The sequence below is a fragment of the Coraliomargarita sinensis genome (assembly GCF_003185655.1).
GTDB classification, from domain to species: domain Bacteria; phylum Verrucomicrobiota; class Verrucomicrobiia; order Opitutales; family Coraliomargaritaceae; genus Coraliomargarita_B; species Coraliomargarita_B sinensis.
Genome location: NZ_QHJQ01000007.1, coordinates 131,721 through 150,739 on the forward strand (window position 1 = coordinate 131,721; position 19,019 = coordinate 150,739).

15 protein-coding genes are annotated in these 19,019 nt (G+C 53.2%); 9 read left to right on the forward strand and 6 right to left on the reverse strand.

Going from position 1 to position 19,019, the window contains the following annotated elements; all coding sequences use genetic code 11:
* The first annotated feature begins 6 nt into the window (after positions 1-6).
* From DDZ13_RS10695 to DDZ13_RS10725, 6 genes are all read left to right on the forward strand, one after another.
* Positions 7-1,425: a MotA/TolQ/ExbB proton channel family protein gene (locus DDZ13_RS10695; RefSeq protein WP_110131450.1), complete on the forward strand. Its 1,419-nt coding sequence runs from the start codon at positions 7-9 to the stop codon at positions 1,423-1,425.
* Positions 1,426-1,444: 19 nt separating this feature from the next.
* Complete coding sequence (locus DDZ13_RS10700; RefSeq protein WP_110131451.1) at positions 1,445-2,029, forward strand: MotA/TolQ/ExbB proton channel family protein; 585 nt, start codon at positions 1,445-1,447, stop codon at positions 2,027-2,029.
* Between the two features lie 45 nt (positions 2,030-2,074).
* The gene (locus DDZ13_RS10705) at positions 2,075-2,473 is read left to right on the forward strand and encodes an ExbD/TolR family protein (RefSeq protein WP_110131452.1); all 399 of its coding nucleotides are present in this window, start codon (positions 2,075-2,077) and stop codon (positions 2,471-2,473) included.
* A gap of 82 nt (positions 2,474-2,555) precedes the next feature.
* Complete coding sequence (locus tag DDZ13_RS15510; RefSeq protein ID WP_158279893.1) at positions 2,556-3,158, forward strand: energy transducer TonB; 603 nt, start codon at positions 2,556-2,558, stop codon at positions 3,156-3,158.
* A 6-nt stretch (positions 3,159-3,164) separates the two neighbouring features.
* A complete protein-coding gene (locus DDZ13_RS10720) occupies positions 3,165-4,532 on the forward strand; it encodes a tetratricopeptide repeat protein (RefSeq protein WP_110131454.1) in 1,368 nt (455 codons plus the stop codon).
* A 170-nt stretch (positions 4,533-4,702) separates the two neighbouring features.
* Positions 4,703-5,500 (forward strand): hypothetical protein, encoded by a 798-nt coding sequence (locus DDZ13_RS10725; protein WP_110131455.1) that lies wholly within the window; start codon positions 4,703-4,705, stop codon positions 5,498-5,500.
* 1 nt (position 5,501) lies between these two features.
* Here DDZ13_RS10725 and DDZ13_RS10730 read toward each other — a convergent pair whose 3' ends face one another.
* The 5 genes from DDZ13_RS10730 to DDZ13_RS10750 form a co-directional block, all read right to left on the reverse strand.
* Complete coding sequence (locus DDZ13_RS10730) at positions 5,502-6,296, reverse strand: hypothetical protein (RefSeq protein WP_146209336.1); 795 nt, start codon at positions 6,294-6,296, stop codon at positions 5,502-5,504.
* 30 nt (positions 6,297-6,326) lie between these two features.
* Entirely contained in the window at positions 6,327-6,926 is a 600-nt protein-coding gene (locus tag DDZ13_RS10735; RefSeq protein WP_233246144.1) for a hypothetical protein, read from the reverse strand.
* A gap of 124 nt (positions 6,927-7,050) precedes the next feature.
* On the reverse strand, positions 7,051-7,797 hold the full coding sequence (locus tag DDZ13_RS10740; RefSeq protein WP_146209338.1) for a hypothetical protein: 747 nt from the start codon (positions 7,795-7,797) through the stop codon (positions 7,051-7,053).
* An 82-nt stretch (positions 7,798-7,879) separates the two neighbouring features.
* Positions 7,880-9,514 carry a hypothetical protein gene (locus DDZ13_RS10745; protein ID WP_146209339.1) on the reverse strand — a complete coding sequence of 545 codons (1,635 nt, stop codon included), beginning with the start codon at positions 9,512-9,514 and terminating at the stop codon, positions 7,880-7,882.
* 213 nt (positions 9,515-9,727) lie between these two features.
* Positions 9,728-13,252, reverse strand: a complete 3,525-nt coding sequence (locus DDZ13_RS10750) for a TonB-dependent receptor domain-containing protein (protein WP_110131460.1) — start codon at positions 13,250-13,252, stop codon at positions 9,728-9,730.
* A 305-nt stretch (positions 13,253-13,557) separates the two neighbouring features.
* Here DDZ13_RS10750 and DDZ13_RS10755 point away from each other — a divergent pair, with 305 nt between their 5' ends.
* Complete coding sequence (locus DDZ13_RS10755) at positions 13,558-14,376, forward strand: phosphate ABC transporter substrate-binding protein (RefSeq protein WP_110131461.1); 819 nt, start codon at positions 13,558-13,560, stop codon at positions 14,374-14,376.
* Between the two features lie 224 nt (positions 14,377-14,600).
* On the opposite strand, the gene DDZ13_RS10760 is transcribed toward DDZ13_RS10755, so the two are convergent.
* The gene (locus DDZ13_RS10760) at positions 14,601-15,788 is read right to left on the reverse strand and encodes a porin (RefSeq protein ID WP_110131462.1); all 1,188 of its coding nucleotides are present in this window, start codon (positions 15,786-15,788) and stop codon (positions 14,601-14,603) included.
* Positions 15,789-16,222: 434 nt separating this feature from the next.
* On the opposite strand from DDZ13_RS10760, the gene DDZ13_RS10765 reads away from it, so the two are divergent.
* A complete protein-coding gene (locus DDZ13_RS10765; RefSeq protein ID WP_110131463.1) occupies positions 16,223-17,047 on the forward strand; it encodes a phosphate ABC transporter substrate-binding protein in 825 nt (274 codons plus the stop codon).
* Positions 17,048-17,209: 162 nt separating this feature from the next.
* A complete protein-coding gene (pstC, locus tag DDZ13_RS10770) occupies positions 17,210-19,018 on the forward strand; it encodes a phosphate ABC transporter permease subunit PstC (protein WP_110131464.1) in 1,809 nt (602 codons plus the stop codon).
* Position 19,019: the final 1 nt, after the last annotated feature.

Genomic DNA, 19,019 nt, shown 5'->3' on the forward strand with positions numbered 1-19,019 from the left:
ACCAACATGCACGCTTCATTGAAAACCATTCTCGCAGCTACCTTAGCTGCTCTCGCGCTCCCCTTCTCCGGCGTTCAGGCACAGAGCTTCCAATCGGCTACCGCTGAAGCCAGTAAAGATCTGCAAATCGCACTGAAAGAACTGAACGAAGTCCGAAGCGACATCGCCAAAGAGAAAATCCCGCTGATTCAGGAAGTCTCCTCACTGGAAGATCAGGTTCGCCAAAAGACCGCCGAGCTCGACCGTCTTCGCCGGCTGCGGGACAACCGTGACCTGGGCCTGAATCGACTCCGCGAACAAGTCGAAGCAATCAAGGCGCAAAATGAATACGCCGCCGGGTTGCTTGATGAGTTCGTTCGCTCTTTTGAAACACGAATCGACTACAGTGAAGTCCAGCTGTATTCCGATGCCGCGGAAGAAGCCCGCCTCGCACTTGACGATGCCGACATGTCTGAGGCCGACCGCTTCAATAAACAGATCGATGTGATCGGTGTGGCTCTGGACCGCCTCGAGCAACTTGCCGGCGGCTACACTTTCGCAGGCAAGGCCCTCGCTCCGAACGGTGAGATTGAAGAAGGCACCTTTGCTGCCTTTGGTCCAACGGTATTCTTTTCCTCCTCTCAATCAGAGCTGGCAGGCATTACTTTCAACAAGCTGAACGCGGCCGAGGCTGCGATCGCAGTCCCGGGCGAACAATATAGCGCGGGTATTCGCAGTTTCGTCGAAACAAGCGAAGGACAGATCCCTGCCGATCCGACACTGGGCAAGGCTCTGAAAATCGAGGAAGGGAGCGACACGGTACTGGAGCACCTCGCGAAGGGCGGCAGCGTCGGCACGGTCATCATCGGACTGGGCTTCATCTGCCTGCTACTTGGCGCCTTCAAGGCATTTGAAGTCACGTCATTCCGCACCCCGGCTCCGGAAGATGTGCAGAATGTGATCACCAAGATCGAGTCCGGCGATGTGGCCAACGCCCGCACAGCCGCATCTTCCATCCCCGGGGCCGGTGGTGCGCTGCTGGTCAAGGGTGTAGAACACGCCGACGAAAAGCGCGGCACCCTCGAGGAGATTCTCTACGAAAAAATTCTGGTAGCCCGGCCAAAACTCGAACGCTTCCTGCCCTTCATCGCCCTGACCGCAGCCGCCGCGCCCCTGCTTGGACTGCTCGGCACCGTCACCGGGATGATCAAAACCTTCAACCTGATTACCATCTTCGGCACCGGTGATGCCAAAAGCCTATCCTCCGGTATCTCCGAAGCGCTCGTCACCACCGAACTCGGCCTGATCGTGGCGATCCCCGCACTGATCATCCACGGCCTGCTCTCACGCATGGCTCGTCAAAAGATTGGCGATATGGAGCAAACCGCCGTCGGGTTTATTAACGGCGTGATCGGTGCCCGGGCCAAGAATACAAAAACTCAATAAGCGCTTCGGCTGACTTCTTATGTTGGAAAAAATCATAGGCATCTGGTTAAGCGGCGGCTGGGTCATGATCCCGCTGGCGCTCTTGGCTGTCCTGATTTATTCAAACGGCATTCAGCTGCTGCTTTTCCTCCGCAAAGGCAATGTACAGTTGGGCAACGACAGCCAATGGCTGCAATGGGTCTACAACCCCTCACAAGCAGAAGGTCGGGCGGGAGAGATCATCCGCTACACCCAGGAGAACGTCACGGCGGCCAAGCATGTCCGCAACCGATTTGAAGAGGTCCGCCAGTCCATCCTTCATGACGTCGAGCGTCGGGCCACGTTCCTGAATACGCTCGTCGCCGCAGCACCCTTAATGGGCCTGCTTGGTACGGTGATCGGCATGCTCAGCACCTTTGCGGCGATCTCTTCCGGCGGCGGCGCTGAAACCGCTGCCATGGTCGCAGCCGGCATCTCCGAAGCCCTCATTACCACACAAACCGGCCTGTTCGTCGCCCTACCGGGCATCTTCCTCGTACTCGTGGTCAAGCGCCGCAAGCACGCGATTGAAGCCGCCCTCGCCCGGATCGAGTCACTCATCCTCACCAAGCTGGATTTCGAATAAGCCATACTTTTCAACCTTCCCACCTTTCAACCTTTCACCTTCCACATGCGCCGCAACTTAGCTTCAGACGAACGCGATGATGTCGAGATCAACCTCTCGCCCATGATCGACATGGTCTTTATCCTCCTGATTTTCTTCATTGTGACCACCGTCTTCGTGGAGGAGACCGGTGTCGAGGTGAACAAACCCGAGGCTGCTGCCGCCATCCAACTGGAAAAGAACAGCATCCTGATCGCCGTCACCAGCGACAATAAAGTGATCTACGGCGGGCGTGACATCGGCATCAGCGGGGTCTCCCCGATCGTCAAGCGCCTTACTCTTCAGGAAGATATTCCCGTCATCATCCAAGCCGATGAGGGTGCCAGTCACGGCGTCTTCGCCCGCGTCTACGGCGAAGCCAAACTGGCCGGAGCCAAATCGATCAATTTCTCAACGAAGCGTTAAGCCACTTTTGCACCTTTCACTTTCCCACTTTCTCACCTAACGGATGGCCAAGATTTACAACCCACCGAAACACCGAGCAGGAATGCGTGCGACAGGCACCCTGATCGGTATCGGTGTGAGCGCCCTGCTCTTTCTGGCGATTCCACTCACCCAGATTTTCACCGAGTACCAGAAAGCGCCCGAGGAAATCGAAGCGCTGGAAATCGCAACACCCCCGCCACCGCCACCTCCGGACGAGCCTCCTCCCCCGCCTGAACCGGAGAAGGAGGAGCCGCCGCCCGAGCTCGAAACACCCCCGCCACCCATTTCGCTGGAACAACTCGACATGGCGCTCAACCCCGGAACCGGCGGTGCGCTTGCAGGCGACTTCGCCCTCCCGAGTTTTGACGTCAGCGGCCAGGATCTCGGTGGTGTCGAAATCTTTGATATCATGGACGCGGATAAGAAGCCCGTCCCGACCAAACAGGTCGAGCCGAGAACCCGCGGTCAAAAGGGCAGTGTCGTGCTGCGCTTCACCGTCGACCAATACGGCAAGGTTCAAAACATCCGCGTCCACCAATCCAGCAACCCGAAGCTCAACCAGGCCTGTATCGATGCCGTGCGCCGCTGGGAATTCACCCCCGGCGAAAAAGACGGTCGCACGATCATTACCAACAACGTTCAGCTCCCCATCAATTTCAATTAACTTACCATGAGAACATCACGCACCTTCCTCATCCTGATCGCTTGCCTGGCCTCGTCACTTAGCGCCCAGAGCAATAAGACGCAGAGCATCGCCGGCCAACTCTGGAACGATGAGTCCTTCGTCAAGGAGTTCCTCGGCAGTTATGGCTTCCTTGCCGGCTACGAACCGCAAATCTCCGACGAGGAAAAGGAGGCCCTGCGCAGCCTGATCGACTTGATTAAAGTCAGCCCCTCGGCCGCCATCAAGCAGCTGGAGCCCCAGATTACCGCTGAGAGCAGTGCCGCTTTCGACTTCATCCTGGCCAATCTTTACTTTCAGGAGGGCAACCTGCCCAAAGCCGAGCAATACTATAAAAGTGCGGTGACAAAGCACCCTGACTTCCGTCGCGCCTATAAGAACCTTGGACTCGTACAGGTTCAGAAAGGGGATCACAGCAAATCAATAGAAACCATTACCAAGGCAATGGAGCTCGGCGAAGTCGACGGCCGCGCCTACGGCTTGCTCGGTTACGGCTACCTCACCAATGAGCGCTACTACCCGGCCGAAGCGGCCTATCGTCAGGCCATCCTCCTACAACCCGAGAACAAAGACTGGAAGGTCGGCCTCGCCCAGTGCCTGCTCCAAACCGAACAATACGCCGACGCCATCGCACTGTTCGACACCCTGATTAAAGACCAACCGGACAACGCGGATTACTGGCTCCTGCAAAGCAACGCCTACATCGGAAAAGGGGACTCACTCGCCGCCGCCAAAAATATCGAAATCGTCCGCCGCATGGGCGCGGCTGATCTATCCACCCTTACCCTGCTCGGCGACATCTACATGAACAAGGAAGCGGCCGAACTGGCCCTCGACGCCTATCTGGCTGCCGCCGATAAGGCCACGGCCAAGGACAGCAGGGCCCTCATTCGTGCTGCGGAGCTTCTCACCCGCACCGCCCATTACGAGCAGGCCACTGCGATGATCCAGAAGTGCCGATCCGCTTTGGCCGAAGGACTCAAGGATGCGGAGGACCTCACCCTCCTCACTTTGGAGGCCAAGATTGCCCGCGCCACCGACCAGGACGACCAGGCGGCCGAACTGCTCGTACAAATCATCGAGCGCGATGCGCTCAACGGCGAAGCCATCATCGAACTGGCCAATTACTACGCCGACCAGGACGACATGTCGAAAGCGATCAACCGCTTCCAACAAGCCGAGAAGATCGAGAAATACGAGCGGCAGGCGCTTGTCGCCCACGCCCAGGCCCGCGTTCGCAAGGGGGATTATAAGGAAGCTCTTCCTCTTCTCCGACGGGCGCTGCAACTCAAGCAAGACCGCAACCTTGCCGATTACACCGACCGTGTCGAACGAGCAGCAAGAGCCCAGGGTTAGCGATTCTTCCCTAAATCTTTCGAGGCAAAGACCGGCAGACGCCGGTCTTTTTCTTTGCTGTCACCAAGGCGCCACAAATCCGACTTTATCCTGTAACCTGTGACCAAAGCTTAACCATCGTCACAGAGCTGTTCAGTGACATTTGACCGGGTTAGGGCGTATACTGAGGCATGCGATTCATCTGCATCCACGGCCTCGTTTTCACATGCCTGAGCCTCGCCTTCTCCTCGCTTAGCCTGGCGGTAGAAGACCCTCAACTGCGGGAAACACTCAACAAGCACTGGGAAGCCATGGGCGGCAACAACTGGCTGAAAGTAGAAAGCATCCGGCTGAGCGGCACGATTGAACGCAACGGACGGGCCGCCGATATTTGCATCGTCAAAAAACGCCCGAATCAGATCCGAGCCACGGTGACTCTGCCCCTTCCCGGCGGCGAAGATGAAAAATTGCAGGTCATCAGAGCGCACGACGGCGAGGCGGCCTGGACAGCTACGCGTCTCGCCGGGGCCCCCGTAATGAAAAAAGACCCGCTCCCACCTGATGCAGCAGCCGAACTTCTCGCTGATGCCGGGGTGCTGCCACCGCTGATCAAGTTATGGCGCGAAGGTGGCAAATTGAAGCGATCAACACCCGAAACGAAAGGAGCACTTACGCTGATCCCGATAAGCAGTCAGCCCGGAAATGGCGAAACAAGCCACGTTTTCTATTTGAACCATGAGACACATTTACTTCATGCAATTGAGAACAGAACCACCCACAGCGTAACAAAGACAACGTTTGCTGACTACACCTGGGAAGCAGGGGTGCGTCTCGCGAAGACAAGCAAGGTCGAATCCTCGGAAACGGGACATTCCAAGCTGGAAACGAAATCGATTCAGATAGGCGTCGGCATCTACGACGAATACTTTAGCAGTACGGGTGGCCCTGAGGCACAAACCTACACTTTAAGTAGGCCCACGGAAGATTAACCTACTTGCCCAAGATTCCTTTCAGGGCATTAAAAATATTCTGACCGCTGAGATCCTGACCAAGGTCTTTGAGAAAAAACTGCCCCTTGATTTGTCCAAACTTATCAAGCACGACGACTCCACCTTTTTCCTGAGGCTTATGGTGCAAGGAATGCATCAGACCGTCACGCATGAAAGGAATGACTGTAGGTGCCACAAAACCCTCAGCCAAATAATTTTCCAAATTCCCCTGATCTGAGACGGAAAGATCGGGCACCAACAAAATCTCGGCATTATAGTTTCTATTTAATTTTCCTTTTTCGTTTTTAACTAAATCACCTATCGCAGATGCTGGAATGTCCACGGCATCATAATTGAAATAGAATAAGATAAAGTACTCATACTGCTCTAAATCGCCGCCCAGTTGGTAGCCACGATTGGTTTCTGGATTAAAAAAACTCTTTGTATAACGGAAAGTAAACAACCCCCGGTAAGGGAAAGTCCGATCGCGTTGATTCTTCCTAACCCTCTCAAGCAAGTCAGTATCCTCCGGATTAAAGGCAAAAATACCGTTATGCCCCATGTCCACCAGGCATTTCCCATGCTCGTAGCGGATAAACTCCCAGTGACGACCGGGAGGCACCTGATTGCCGTGCGTTTGCCCCAGCACCTCCCGTTGCACAGCAACCTGCTTCGGCCAGTATTTGGAAACCGTTAAGAGTTCATCCGATTCACTCTGGCCTGCGGGCGCAGCCAACAGCTGGCTACAGATTAACCAAAATGCAAAGAAGTAGTATATCATTGCGTAAGTATTCATGCCTAACTCTCTAAAGGGGCCATCGCCCTGCTATTTGCCTGCGTAGCCCACAATACGTCTTGCGATCTTTTCTTCTCTGGTCATCGAGGTGATGTACTTTGGCGTGCGAGGCCTCCAAGAGACTTCATCTGTTCGATTTTCTTGTCGTGCCTGACGGCCTTCGTCTTTCGAAGTATTCGTGGCGACCTCGGATCTTGCCGATGCGACCACATGCCCGGGAATTTCGTGCCCCTCCTGCACGAGGTAATGCACAAGCTCTACCCCTGTGAGATTATCCCGAATGACTTCGGGGACTTCACTGAATGGCTTGGTCCCTACCTCGTATGTCCCATAAGCCCGTTCGATCAGGTCTTTTTTGAACTCAAAGTCGGATGGCAGTAAGGATTGTTCCTCCAGAGTTACTTCATGCAGCCCGGACTGGCTCTTGAATATTATGGAGCGTTTTTCAGGTATATATTCCTTTATGCTACCGCCAAACACAGGCTGTCCGACTTTCACCCATCGGGCACCGCCGCTGACATTACACTGCAGTGAAAAGATCTGCCAGTTGCCCGAGTCACAGATCCCCTTAAGGCGTATCTCCGAACCATGGGCCACGCCGGCATGGGCAAAACTCAAAACAGCCAACACGAGACATCTCTTTATCTGTCGGAATATTTCCATAGTATCCACCTCCATACAGCAAAAAGAGCGAGCTGGAATGGCCAGCTCGCTCTGAAGAGCTTATTTGAAAGGGAAGCTCGCCATTCGTAATTTACTTACGGCAGCGGCGGAAAGAAACCGACGCGACGGCAAGAAGCCCGGCAATAGCAGCAAATGCACTCGGCTCGGGAACAGCTGTCCCGGATACCTGGATGTTATCAAAACGCGTACCGGTATCGATATCCGTGAAATTCACCCGGAAGATCACGTCAGATGCCTGAAACCCAGTAGCATCAAAGCTAAAGGCTTCGCCCCCGTTACTGGTAAGTGCTGTCACATCCTCGTTGCCGAGCGAAGTGAAGCTACTGCCACCATCCGTGCTGTAGCCTATATTCAAGCTTGTGGTGCCCCCCTGTGTTTGACCGGCGGCAAAACCAAAGCTGAAGTTCTGGTAAAGTGCACCCGCCGACACTGCGAAGTCAAAATAACCGCCGTCAGCGGTCGCAATACCAATATCCTCGGCAAGCAAGGAACCAGTGCCTGTGGTGGCGAATGTGTCATTAAACCCAGTCACACGAATGCTGGAATTCAGCGTCGTCCCGGCAGTAACATCGTTGTTACCGCTAAGCTGAGTCACAGGGAATGGATTGCTGCCGCTATTGCCATCGACGAAGCTAAAGCTGCCGAAAGGAGCCGCATTCGTTCCGTCGTTAACCGCACCACCATTGCCCAAGTCGGAATAGTTGGCCGCTGAGGATGTTAGTGCCGTATCGAAGTCAAAACCGGCAATAAGGTTTTGCGCTTGTAGAGCAGAGCCTGCTGCCAAACACGTGCTTAATAATATAATTTTATTTTTCATTATGTCGTAATTAAATGATTACTGAAGAGTGGTGAGGCCGGGATAGGGTACACTCCCCTATCCCGGCGGATTTGAATCAATATTAAGGAGCTACGACGTTGGCAGCATTACCAGCGTCGACCAGAATGCCACGAATGTTCATCGCAGTCCAACCTGTCGTCCAGAGAACAGCAGAGCCGGATTGCTCGAATGCACCGCGTTGGCTTACGGCCTCAAAGTAAGGCCCTACTTCGGCAACGTTTGTCACGTTCGAATCAGATGCACCATTCAGCGGAACTGGATTCACACCGTTGGCGGAAAGCTGGTCGTTGAAAACGCTACCGTTGGTTGCACCGAAGAAGAAGGGATTACCAGTTGCGAACGTGTTGTTCGTGCAGCCGGGATAGTTGGCATTGACTGCGCCTGCAATCACGTCAGCAGCAACGGTGTTGAATGCACCTGTTGTTACATTGTCATCTCCAGTAGTACCGGCAACACCGACGAAGGAGCAGGAAGCAATATTGAAAGTGCCATCCTCAAGACGGTCCAGCGTGCCGGAGACACCGTAAGTTGTTTCACGATTCTCGCCGGAGTCCACGATGAAGAAGCCCTGCTGCCCACCGGGAATGTTGTAGAAGATACTGTTGAAGATGTTGCCACCGAAGTTTGTGTCGATCGTCACAACCGGGTCATCCCCAGCTCCAACTGTTCCGGCGAATGCAGTGACATTCATGATGGTAGGAGCGGTGAAAGGCGTACCGGTCGGGGACAAGTTGCTGCCGTCTTCACCGTCAAACTCGAAGAAGCCGTTGGAACGTGTCGTCGCGGGTTGGCCGGGGATATTACCGCAGAGAATAAAAACATTCTGAGCGTTACCCGTCCAACCTTGGTCGAGATCCAGGCCATCATCGTTAACGTAGCTGATCATGATGTTGCGAATGTTTGCAGTGCCACCGAAAATTTCGATGCCGTCGTCACCGGTGCAGTAAATGTCGATATTTTCAAGAAGTGTACCAGCGCCAACACCACCAAGTGTCAGGCCTTGTTGTTCATCCCCTTCAACAATCGTACGGCCCGAGTGGCGAATCGATACGTAGGTCAGCTCGCCGGAGCTGTCGTTAGGCATCAAACCACCGTAGGTTGTACGCGCATCCTGGTTCGCGAAACCTTCAACGAACGCCTCACCGAAAACCGTGGTATCCGAACCATCGCGATTAGTCGGAGCATAGCCGAGAAGTGTGACAGCACCCCAAAGTGATTCGTTTGCGTCTGAACCGGAAAAGGCCGGAAGAGGAATCGTTTTCGGATTCGCATCGAGAAAAGTTTCTCCATCGACGATACGATCACGAGTATCGTCGGCAGCCGTGGTGAATATAATTGGATTGGTACTTGTACCGTTTGCGATGATCGTACCGCCACGTGTAACCACCAGCGAACCGGGTGTTTCTGCTGCAGTCGTGGTTTCGGAGTTACCGTCGTCGACACCGGGTTGGCCACGTACAATTGCGCCGGCAGGTACAGTCAAGGTAACGCCTGGCATGACAAACGTGCTGCCAAGGAGAATTGAGTTCGCAGGAAGCGTCAGGTCACTATCAATCTGATAGATGCCGGTGCCTGGATTCGATACCTCAGGTAGCGCAGCGTCGATCACAGTGTGGCCGTTAATAATATTTTGTGCAAAAGCTGAGCCCCCCGCAAGGCAGGCGGCCGCAGTTATTAAACAAGTCGTTTTTTTCATTAGTAGATGTCTGTTTAGGTGTGATTGATTTAACTGATGCAGATCGCATCGTGATACAGACTAGCCCATCAATGTTACGCTTAGGTTAAGGTAGTATTTAAATCCTGTGACAATTGAGCGAGCGTCTGTTACGTGCACCGGATCAATGACTTTGTAAGACTACCCTCCTCCAGCCCACAAGCAGGGAGGCTGGCGCAAGCGCTTGTCACACAACTAGAAGGAATATTTCAGCGACAACGAATAGCTTCTCCCCACCTTATACCTCAGCCTGTCCGTCTTCTCGCTCAACAAATCGGGGCTGTAAATAAGGGCCCGCTCAGTATTCGTGATATTTTCTGCTGTAAAACTAAGCTCCCAGTTATCCTTGAACTGCTGAACTATCTTAAAATCCAGCTGGTAGTACGCATCGGTGTACTGGTCCACGGAAAGATCCGAACCTGACCCGACGGTCGTCAACACATCACTTTGCGTGTAAAAGGACAGCGTTGCTCGAGTTCCCAGGTCTTCCAGGTTGTATGTAACAAAAACATTTGCGGTATATTCCGGCTGGTCGTAAAGACGTCGCTCATCGGGGAAAAAGACATTTCCGTCTCCATCCCCAAAGATACTCTCGCCGGTCACCGGATTTGCATAACTTGTCTTGGTCGCCTCGGCAAATCCGACTCGCGCATCAATAAAAGCCATGTTGCCACCAATCTCCAGATTGGAAAGTATCGGCGTGTTCGAAAGATCAATGAATGGCAGTGCGGTGAGAGGTAAAAACCATTCAAATTCAACACCCTCTACGGTCGCATCTTTGTCGTTGTTGAAGTAGGATTGTACGGACAAGCCTAATCCGGGGTGCGTCAAACCGATCTGCTCGATTGGCTGTGTGATTTCTTTCTTAAAGAAACTCATTGAGGTACGAAATCCGTTCTCGTGATTGTATGAGACACCCAGCGCGAAATTCTCGACCTCGGAGACCTTCAAGGTGGGGTTACCAACCACCCTGTCTCCGGTTTGCGGATCAACGGTGAACACGGGGGACAGTTCTCTTGCAGATGGTAGCGCAATCGTCTCAGAGTAGTCTGCGCGCAGCGATATCCGGTCCGTCAGGTCGTATTTTAACAATATTGCCGGAAGCACATAGTCCTCGTTAATCCTGCCATTGACAACCGGATCTGAATCGGAACCAAAACCAAGCAGATCACGATTCCTCACTGCATTGGGTCCGGAAGTCGGAAAGCCGGGCAATATCTGCTCCGTTAAGGATGTCTGGTCGCCCGTAAGCCCAAAGCCGGGGACCAGGTCACTCTGACCTTCCGCCAGCATCTCCACTTTGCTGACCCTTGCGCCAAATGTAACGTTCACCCTTTCCAGGAAAGTATAATCCAGCGAAAGATAGCGGTCATTAAACTCCTGCTCCACATTGGCAAATGAACTTAGGTCCTCGTCGATAATCTGGCTGTCATCGAGGTTGAAAACGTTCGCAACGTACTCTGAAAGCGTTGCTCCTGTGACCTGCGAGTCATTCTTAATTGATATCAGCTTGTCATCCTGAACCACGCTTCGGTTACGGATTTTGCCGTAGTAGCCCAGGCCGACATTCAAGTTTTCGAGCACAGGGTAGCTAACGTCCAAACGCTGTGACTCATTTTCATCGGATATCGTTCTCGCGGTTCTCCTCAAGACGTCTTCAACAAAGCCATCCGCCAAAACATTATCCCCCCCGTAGATATATCCATCCGGCACAAGTGGCTCTGCCGTCAGCTTTGACCCCACACGGTTTACAGTAGTCCCAGTGGCATTCCGGAGGTAGAGCAGCGAACTTTCCCCGCCCACAAATCCGCCTCCGGGACGGCCGACTTCAGAGATTGCCTTATCCCGGGACAGCCCCCAATTGATGGTAAATTCGTCTTCCTTACCGACATCGAAGCGGTGCTCGCCGGACACCTGCTTAATCTCCAAGGTGCGGGTTTCTACACTGAGCAAATCCTGCCCAAACGTAACCTCATCCCCCTCGCCACGACCTACAATCCCGGCACCCATTTTAAGGTCCCGCGTATCTATGCCCAAAGGGTAGCCCCGGTCGATGGGCACACGCTGGAATGAGGGGTGGTCTGCCTGCGTAAAGCCAGCAGGCAAAAGTCCGTTATCCCGACGTGTGGCAGTGGACAGAGTATTCCTCGTTCTCAGATAGGTAAAGTCGATCAACTGGGTTTGGTCCCCTTTTATATCCCATCCCGCGCCCAAGAGGAAATTACTGGATTCTTCCTGTTGTGACTTGATGTAGTCATATCTCAAACCACTCGCTTCAAGCTCTCCGACGAGTATGCTGCCAGGTGTACTTTCAAACCCCGGGAAGGGGAACCCTTGCTTGCTGGGGATACCAAAACGGTTCTGCAGCACGCCTTTTTCCGTTTTGACGCTGCTGCTGTATTTAATCGCGGAAACAAAGCCCAACTTTGATTTGCCCGGCAGTTCGAACGTATCGCCAAAAGCCACCTCATAATTACGTCCGGTTAAACCAAAATTGTCGCCGACGGAGCTATCCAAATCGGCTGCGACCGCACCACCTGAAGAACTGCGATCCTCCCGGCCCAGGAGTGAATCTACGGTAAGACTTTCCCCGTTCGGTACTCCATGGAATATCACGTTCGGGTTGTAGAGTATTTCATCGGTCGCCATGGAATTAGAAGCAACTCCGACCTTAACGTGCCCGGAAAATTCATCCGGATAATCCTTTGTTGAGATATCGAATGATGCCCCGGAAGTATTCGATGGCAGCGAGGGGACAAAACTCTTCTTCACGATTATGTTTTGAACTATCGAGTTTGGGAAGAGATCCAACTGGACCCCTTGACGGACTGGATCTGAACTGGGAACAGGTAACCCGTTCACCAGAGTACTATTATAACGATCTCCCAAGCCGCGAACCACGGCAAACTGCCCTTCGACCAAATTTACTCCAGAAATCTTACTCACCAAGTCGGCAACACTCGACCCGGCAAATTTTGCAAAGTCTTCAGATGATAAAAAATCAATTTGTCCGACAGACACCTGCTTCATATCGATGAGCGCCATGAGTTCGTTCGCTTCCTCAGCCGTAACCGTAAAGCTATCGAGGACGAGCACGTCATCTGAAGTTTCAGTGGGACGCGGCGGCAATGCGAAGGGGAAGACACTGACTTCTCCCGCAGCAACAGCGAATTCAGTGACATTGGCTTCAAGGTAGCCCGATTTGAAAAAGTTGATGCTGTATTCCCCGGCTGGCGCGGGCCCGAGGGTGTAGCGACCCTCTTCGTCAGTGATGGTACCTATCTCCGTGCCATCGATGAGAATAGCAACGCCGGATATCGGCTGCCCCGTGTCTTTATCGACGATTTGGCCGGAAACAAGTCCCTGCCCTTCAGGTAAATTTTCTTCAAATGAACCGGCGGTTTCGCTCGCTTCGGCGATCGACTGGACGAGCGGCTCGCTGGCATTGATCGTTTCATCTGTCGCATTGCCCACAGCGCCTTGGCCGTTCGAGCCTTGTTCGCTCGAAAACTGCATCCCGTCCCCCTGCGATTCATTGACGGCCTCTCCGCCCTCCAGCGATTCGAGCTGACGTTGAACCCTGGCCTTATCTGCCTTTTTAATCGCTTCGACCTGTTCCTCGTACTGTTCGGGAATGGTTATCTTGATCGCTTGCAGCGAGCTGCCGCTAATCAGCATGAGCAACATTGCGGCGGTCTTTATAAGGGAATTTGCCTTCATTTTTTTCGTCCTGAATCCGAATTAATCCACGCGAAAATCGTTGGCGCGGTCATTCAAAACGGGCTCCTTTTGACGAAAGGGTGGCGACGGACAATTCCATATTCGTCACCTGCCGCGATTATCACAGTGCCGTGACACGGCTGTCACAATCGTAACAAAACATCCCAAAATCCCAGGCATTCGGGCCGAAATTTTCGCTAATTCACAAATCTGTAAAATTAATGCCCATAGAATGGATATGATCCGAATGACAAGCTTCCTGAAAAAACGGTCGATTTTATGATTTCTCAGCAATAGTCTGACGCATGTTTCGTTACATTAATCTCTTATTAGGTTGCCTTGCCTTTCAGGCAGGAACCTTCGTGCAGGCCGAAACCATCGTCATCATGGGTTCGGATACAATCGGTGCCAAGGCGGCCCTGCATCTGGCGGAGGCCTATAAATCAAGGGTCGCCAGGACCAATCCGGAGATCGGCTTCGAGATTTCCGCAGAAGGCTCCTCCACAGGGGTGGTTTCTATTACGGAGGGCCATGCCGATATCGGCATGATCTCGCGTCGGCCCTCCACCGCAGAGAATGCCCGGGCCAAAACCAAGGGCGTCGATTTAAAAACCATTACAGTGGCCCGGGACGGAATTGCTGTGGTGGTCAATGACCAGAACCCGATCGAATCGATCTCCTTGGCCGAGCTTGAAGCAATTTTTACCGGCGAAATCAGAGACTGGGCCGCGATTTCCACGACCGCAGGCCGGATCTCGGTTTATACCCGAAACACCGCCTCCGGAACGTATGACCTTTTTCGCGCAAAAGCCATGTCCGGACGGGACTATGGCAAGAACAGCCAGAAAGTCGCTGGCAACGAACAGATCGCTTCCGAAATCGCACGTAACCCCAACGCAATCGGCTATGTCGGCCTGGCTTATACGGAAACGCCCGGAATCAAGGTCGTACCGGTCGAGGGAATGCTACCCAAAGCGGATGAATATCCACTGCGTCGCACGCTCTACTATCTGGTGGATAAAAATATCCGTCTAAGCCAGGCGGCCAATGACTTTATCGGCTTTACGCTGAGCCCCCAGGGCCAGCACATCATCGAAGAAGTCGAGTTCCTGCCGCTCTATTAATACCACCTTGCATAAGGTTTGCCCTTATTGCCCGTCTCGTAGGCGACGTTGCGGCAGCAAGGTCGGAATTTCTCCCAGGCTGGCAATCGACGGCACTCGTGTGCCATCGCTACAATCCATCTATCAGGCCATCCCTTTCTAAAGTAGATGTAATAACGAAAAAGCCCGGAGTGCTGTGCACTCCGGGCTGGGCTTAAACAAAAGCTACACTAAAGGGACTGAAACTACCAGAGGACCTGAATACGTGCGCGGAAGCCATCGACATCAATCTCGGTGCCAGCATCGTTTTCAGCTTCGGCAATTTCGTAGCCAGCCATGAAGGTAAGTGCCTTACTGAGATAGTAATTCGCACCTACATAAAACGAATCAATTTCGTTCCCCGCACCCATCGCCGACGCCAAGGCATCGGTATCACTGGGCGCACGACGAATCAGCTCATCGACATCAATATCGAAGTCGTCGGCCTCAAGATGGGAAAAACGCACAACGGGCTCAAACTTCCCGAAGCGGTATGAGGCGCGCAGTGCATAACCGTCGACATCACCGAACTCATCGAGATCACCGTGGAAGTATTCTCCGAGTAAATCCAGGCCATTGAGCTTATAGTTCACATAACCGGTGAAGGCGACGACATCGTTCCCTCCGACTTTGTCGTCACTATTGGAACCGCTGCCAGCATCCACACCAAACGTGAGACCATTCGACTCCCATTGGACACGACCAAAGTAGGCAAGCGCATTGTCCGATTCCGCATCACCCCACAGTTTCGAACCTTCACCCTGGGCACCGTTGACCAAAGCAACCGCATAACTGAAACCAGCGGGAAGATCTCCCTGAGCGTGTATACCAGTGTGACGGGCCGAGAAGTCTATTTGGTCCGCGAAGAACCGGTTCGCCGCGGAACGCTCGATTGTCGGCAACTTGGAAGACGATGAAGTTTCTTCAAAGCCGAAAGGGACTTTCTGAAAACCAAATTGCACATCCAGCTTCGGATCGAATTCATAGCCGAAATATGCCTTCTCAAATGCGAATTCCTCGCCGGCAACGTCGAAAACCGACTCAGCGTAGACGCCATTGTCCAGATTTGCTTTTACGCCGAAGAACAAACGACGGAAGTAGAAATGGTTGGTTGTCGGAGTATTCTCTCCGTCAACTTCTCCACCAAGCGAATCGTATTGCCCTTGCAGGCGACCGCTGAAGCGAACCTTAACCGTCTCTTTCCCTTTGGCGCTGAAAGTGACGCCCTTGTTCTCTTCTTTAAGCTCCTCGGCAACTGACGTCGCCTCCGCCTCGGTTAAAACACCCTTCTTTACCAAGAGGTCGAGAAGCGCATCGTTGGAAGTTGCAAAAGCCGAAGACGCCCCGAGAAGCGCAGGCAATGCAACCATCTGTGTGAATTTCGTTAATTTCATAGTATGTAGGTTTGTGTCTGTTGCAGATAAACAACGTTACAAAAATACCGCCTATTTGTTACGAAATCGTCTCCATTAGGTTACAGTAATGTTAAATGTTACACTCGGGTGACGCTGGCGTGACACATGTCTGACTTTGTGGCACTGAGGTTACATCCGAGTCACAGACAGCGGCTGATGAGAGTTGGCATTCCGCCCGAATTCATGGACCCGGCAGCCTTGATATCCTTTTAGTTGTTTATTTTCAAAAACTTATGCGACAAATGGCCCACACGCGTCCGTCACATTGTGTGTAACAATTGTGAATTCTTAACGTTTCTGTAACACAAAAGCCACATAACTGGCACAAATCGCAGGTATAAATGTGTCGAGTTTGCTTCAGAACAACAAAGAAGCAGACCATTTCTCACAAAACGATAATTACCAAATTAGACATGAAAAAAGTATCGATCCTGCGCAGCCTGATTGCTGCCACCGCACTGATAACCGCACAAGCGAATGCGGCCGAGACCATCGTGGTCAAAGGTTCCGACACGCTTGGCGCCAAGATGGTCCCACAACTTGCCGAAGCTTTTAAGGCCAAGATGGCTGACCGTGGCGTTGAAGTTGCTTTTGAAATCGCCGCCGAGGGTTCTTCCACCGGCGTCGCCTCCGTCATCGACGGTACGGCCGAGATCGGCATGTCATCCCGCGACCCGAAAGACAAGGAGGTGGCTAAGGCCAAGACCAAGGGCGTTGACATGAAAACGATCACGGTCGCCAAGGATGGCATCGCCATTATTGTCAACGAAGCCAACCCGCTCGACTCGATCAGCCTGGATGAAATTGAACTGATCTTCTCCGGCGACGTAACTGACTGGTCCGGCATCACGGCTCAGACTGGCGAGATCTCCGCCTATACGCGCAATACTTCCTCCGGCACATACGCCGTTTTCCAGAAGCTGGGCATGAAGTCCCGCGACTATGGCGCTGACACCCAGAAGATGGCCGGTAACGAACAAATTGCGGCCGAAGTGGCCAAGAATCCGAATGGCATCGGCTACGTCGGTCTCGCCTACATCAACACCCCGGGCGTCAAAGTGCTGCCGGTCGACGGGCATCAGCCTGATGCCAAGGCCTATCCTCTGGCCCGTCCGCTTTACTATCTGATCAACAAGGCGGAAACAATCAGCCCGATCGCCAACGATTTCATCGGCTTCAGCATGAGCCCGGAAGGCCAGGCCATCGTCAACAAGGTCCACTTCCTCTCGATTTACTAGAAGCGATCTTGAATTTCTCTAATTCCGGGGGCCGTTGCATACTTGCAACGGCCCTTTTCAGAAGCAAAGCGCAGCCCTATCGGTTCTCTGTAACATAATTGTAACATTGGGGCGCGAACCTAGTATTGCAGTCGCAAACACCGATCACACGATTCGCGAATCATGTCCAATCAGGATCAGGAGAAACATTCTGCAGAACCGGCTTTCAAGGAACGCCGGGCGATACTCTTTGGTCAGGATTCGGATAGCATCATCAAATCCTTCTTCGGTAGCAGCGCAATGGTGGCTATCGTGGTCCTCGCGCTGATTACCATTTTCCTCTTCAAGGAAGGTGCTGGCTTTATTCAACTCTATCATAAAAGCCTGCAGGAATACCGTCTCTCCGGTCTCGAGTATGTCGACATTCTGAAGGAAAAACGGGAAGGCTACACATCGCTGACCCGCTACCTCAACGACGTCAAAGCCGATTGGATTAACGCCCTCAAGGCGGAAGGCCTTCCCCAGTCGGAGATCAACAAGCGGGTGATGTCGCCCGAAGCGAAGGAGTTTTTCTTCGGTTACATGCGCGCGGGGTCCGAGTTACGCCGCTTCGTGAAAACGAAAATGGATTCGGCGATCGAGGCACGCGACCAGCACACCACGAACGAGAACTTAAGAACCACCCTGGCGAACTACTCCGACCGGATCGAACGGATCCGTGATCCCGACAATGCGTTTACCGAAGAGGACCGTTCAAAATACCAGCTCCGCCTGCGGGAGTATGCTCAGGACAACCTCACCAGCGATGCCAATGCCAGCAGCATGCAGCAGCGCGCCGAGGAACTCAAAGAGGGCGCAGCCATCGAACCTGAGGACCGTCAGACCTTCATCATGTTGCTGGAAGATGAATACGACCGTATCGAATCGACTATCCAGCCCATCGATTTCAGCAAGACGATCAACCGCGTAACCGACGAACAGGAGGCCTACCGGGAAGTCATCAATAGTCTGCGGGAAAAGCTCATTGCGGCCAACGCAACGGCGGATGCCATCGACTTTGACAACGAAGCCATCGAATCCCGCATTCAAAAATTCAAGGGGCTCAACCAGATCTTCTTCGACAGCTTCGAGCCACACCTGGCGAAACTTGCGGCTTGGGACCAAAACGCGAAAGTTTCCATCTGGCAGGCACTGGGAGCCTTCCTGGCCGGGAGGGACTGGATTACCGCCAGTGATCAGCAAGACTGGTATGGGCTGTTGCCCCTGCTCTCCGGCTCGCTCCTTATCTCGGCCATCGCCATGTTTTTTGCGATTCCTTTCGGCGTGGGTGCCGCCATCTACGTCAACCAAATCGCGGGTCCGACCGAACGCAATTTCATCAAGCCCTATATCGAATTCGTCTCGGCGATACCTTCGGTGGTGATCGGCTTCTTCGGCGTGGTGGTTTTTGGCGAGGCCATTCGCCTGCTCTCGCAGCAGGAATTCATGCAGTGGGTGCCTTTCTTCCCCGTGCAGGAACGCCTGAATGCCTTCACGGCCGGCTGCCTGCTCGCGCTCATGGCGATCCCGACGATTTTCACTCTGGCAGAGGACGCGATCAACAACGTCCCCCGGCACTTGAAAGAAGCTTCGTTGGCAATGGGTGCCACCCGCTTGCAGACGACGATGCGGGTAATCGTACCGACAGCACTCTCCGGCATCATTTCCGCGATCATGCTCGGCTTTGGTCGTGTGATCGGGGAAACCATGGTCGTCCTGCTTTGCGCCGGCAACCGGATCCGCATTCCGGATTTCACCGAAGGACTTGGCGTTTTCTTCGAACCGGTGCATACCATGACCGGAATCATCGCCCAGGAAATGGGGGAAGTCGTGCATGGCAGTCTGCACTACCGCGCTCTTTTTATGGTGGGCATTGTGCTCTTCTTTGTCTCCCTGCTGATCAATTACAGTGCTCAGTGGGTGGTTAAACGTTATCGTAAAATCGGGGATTAAT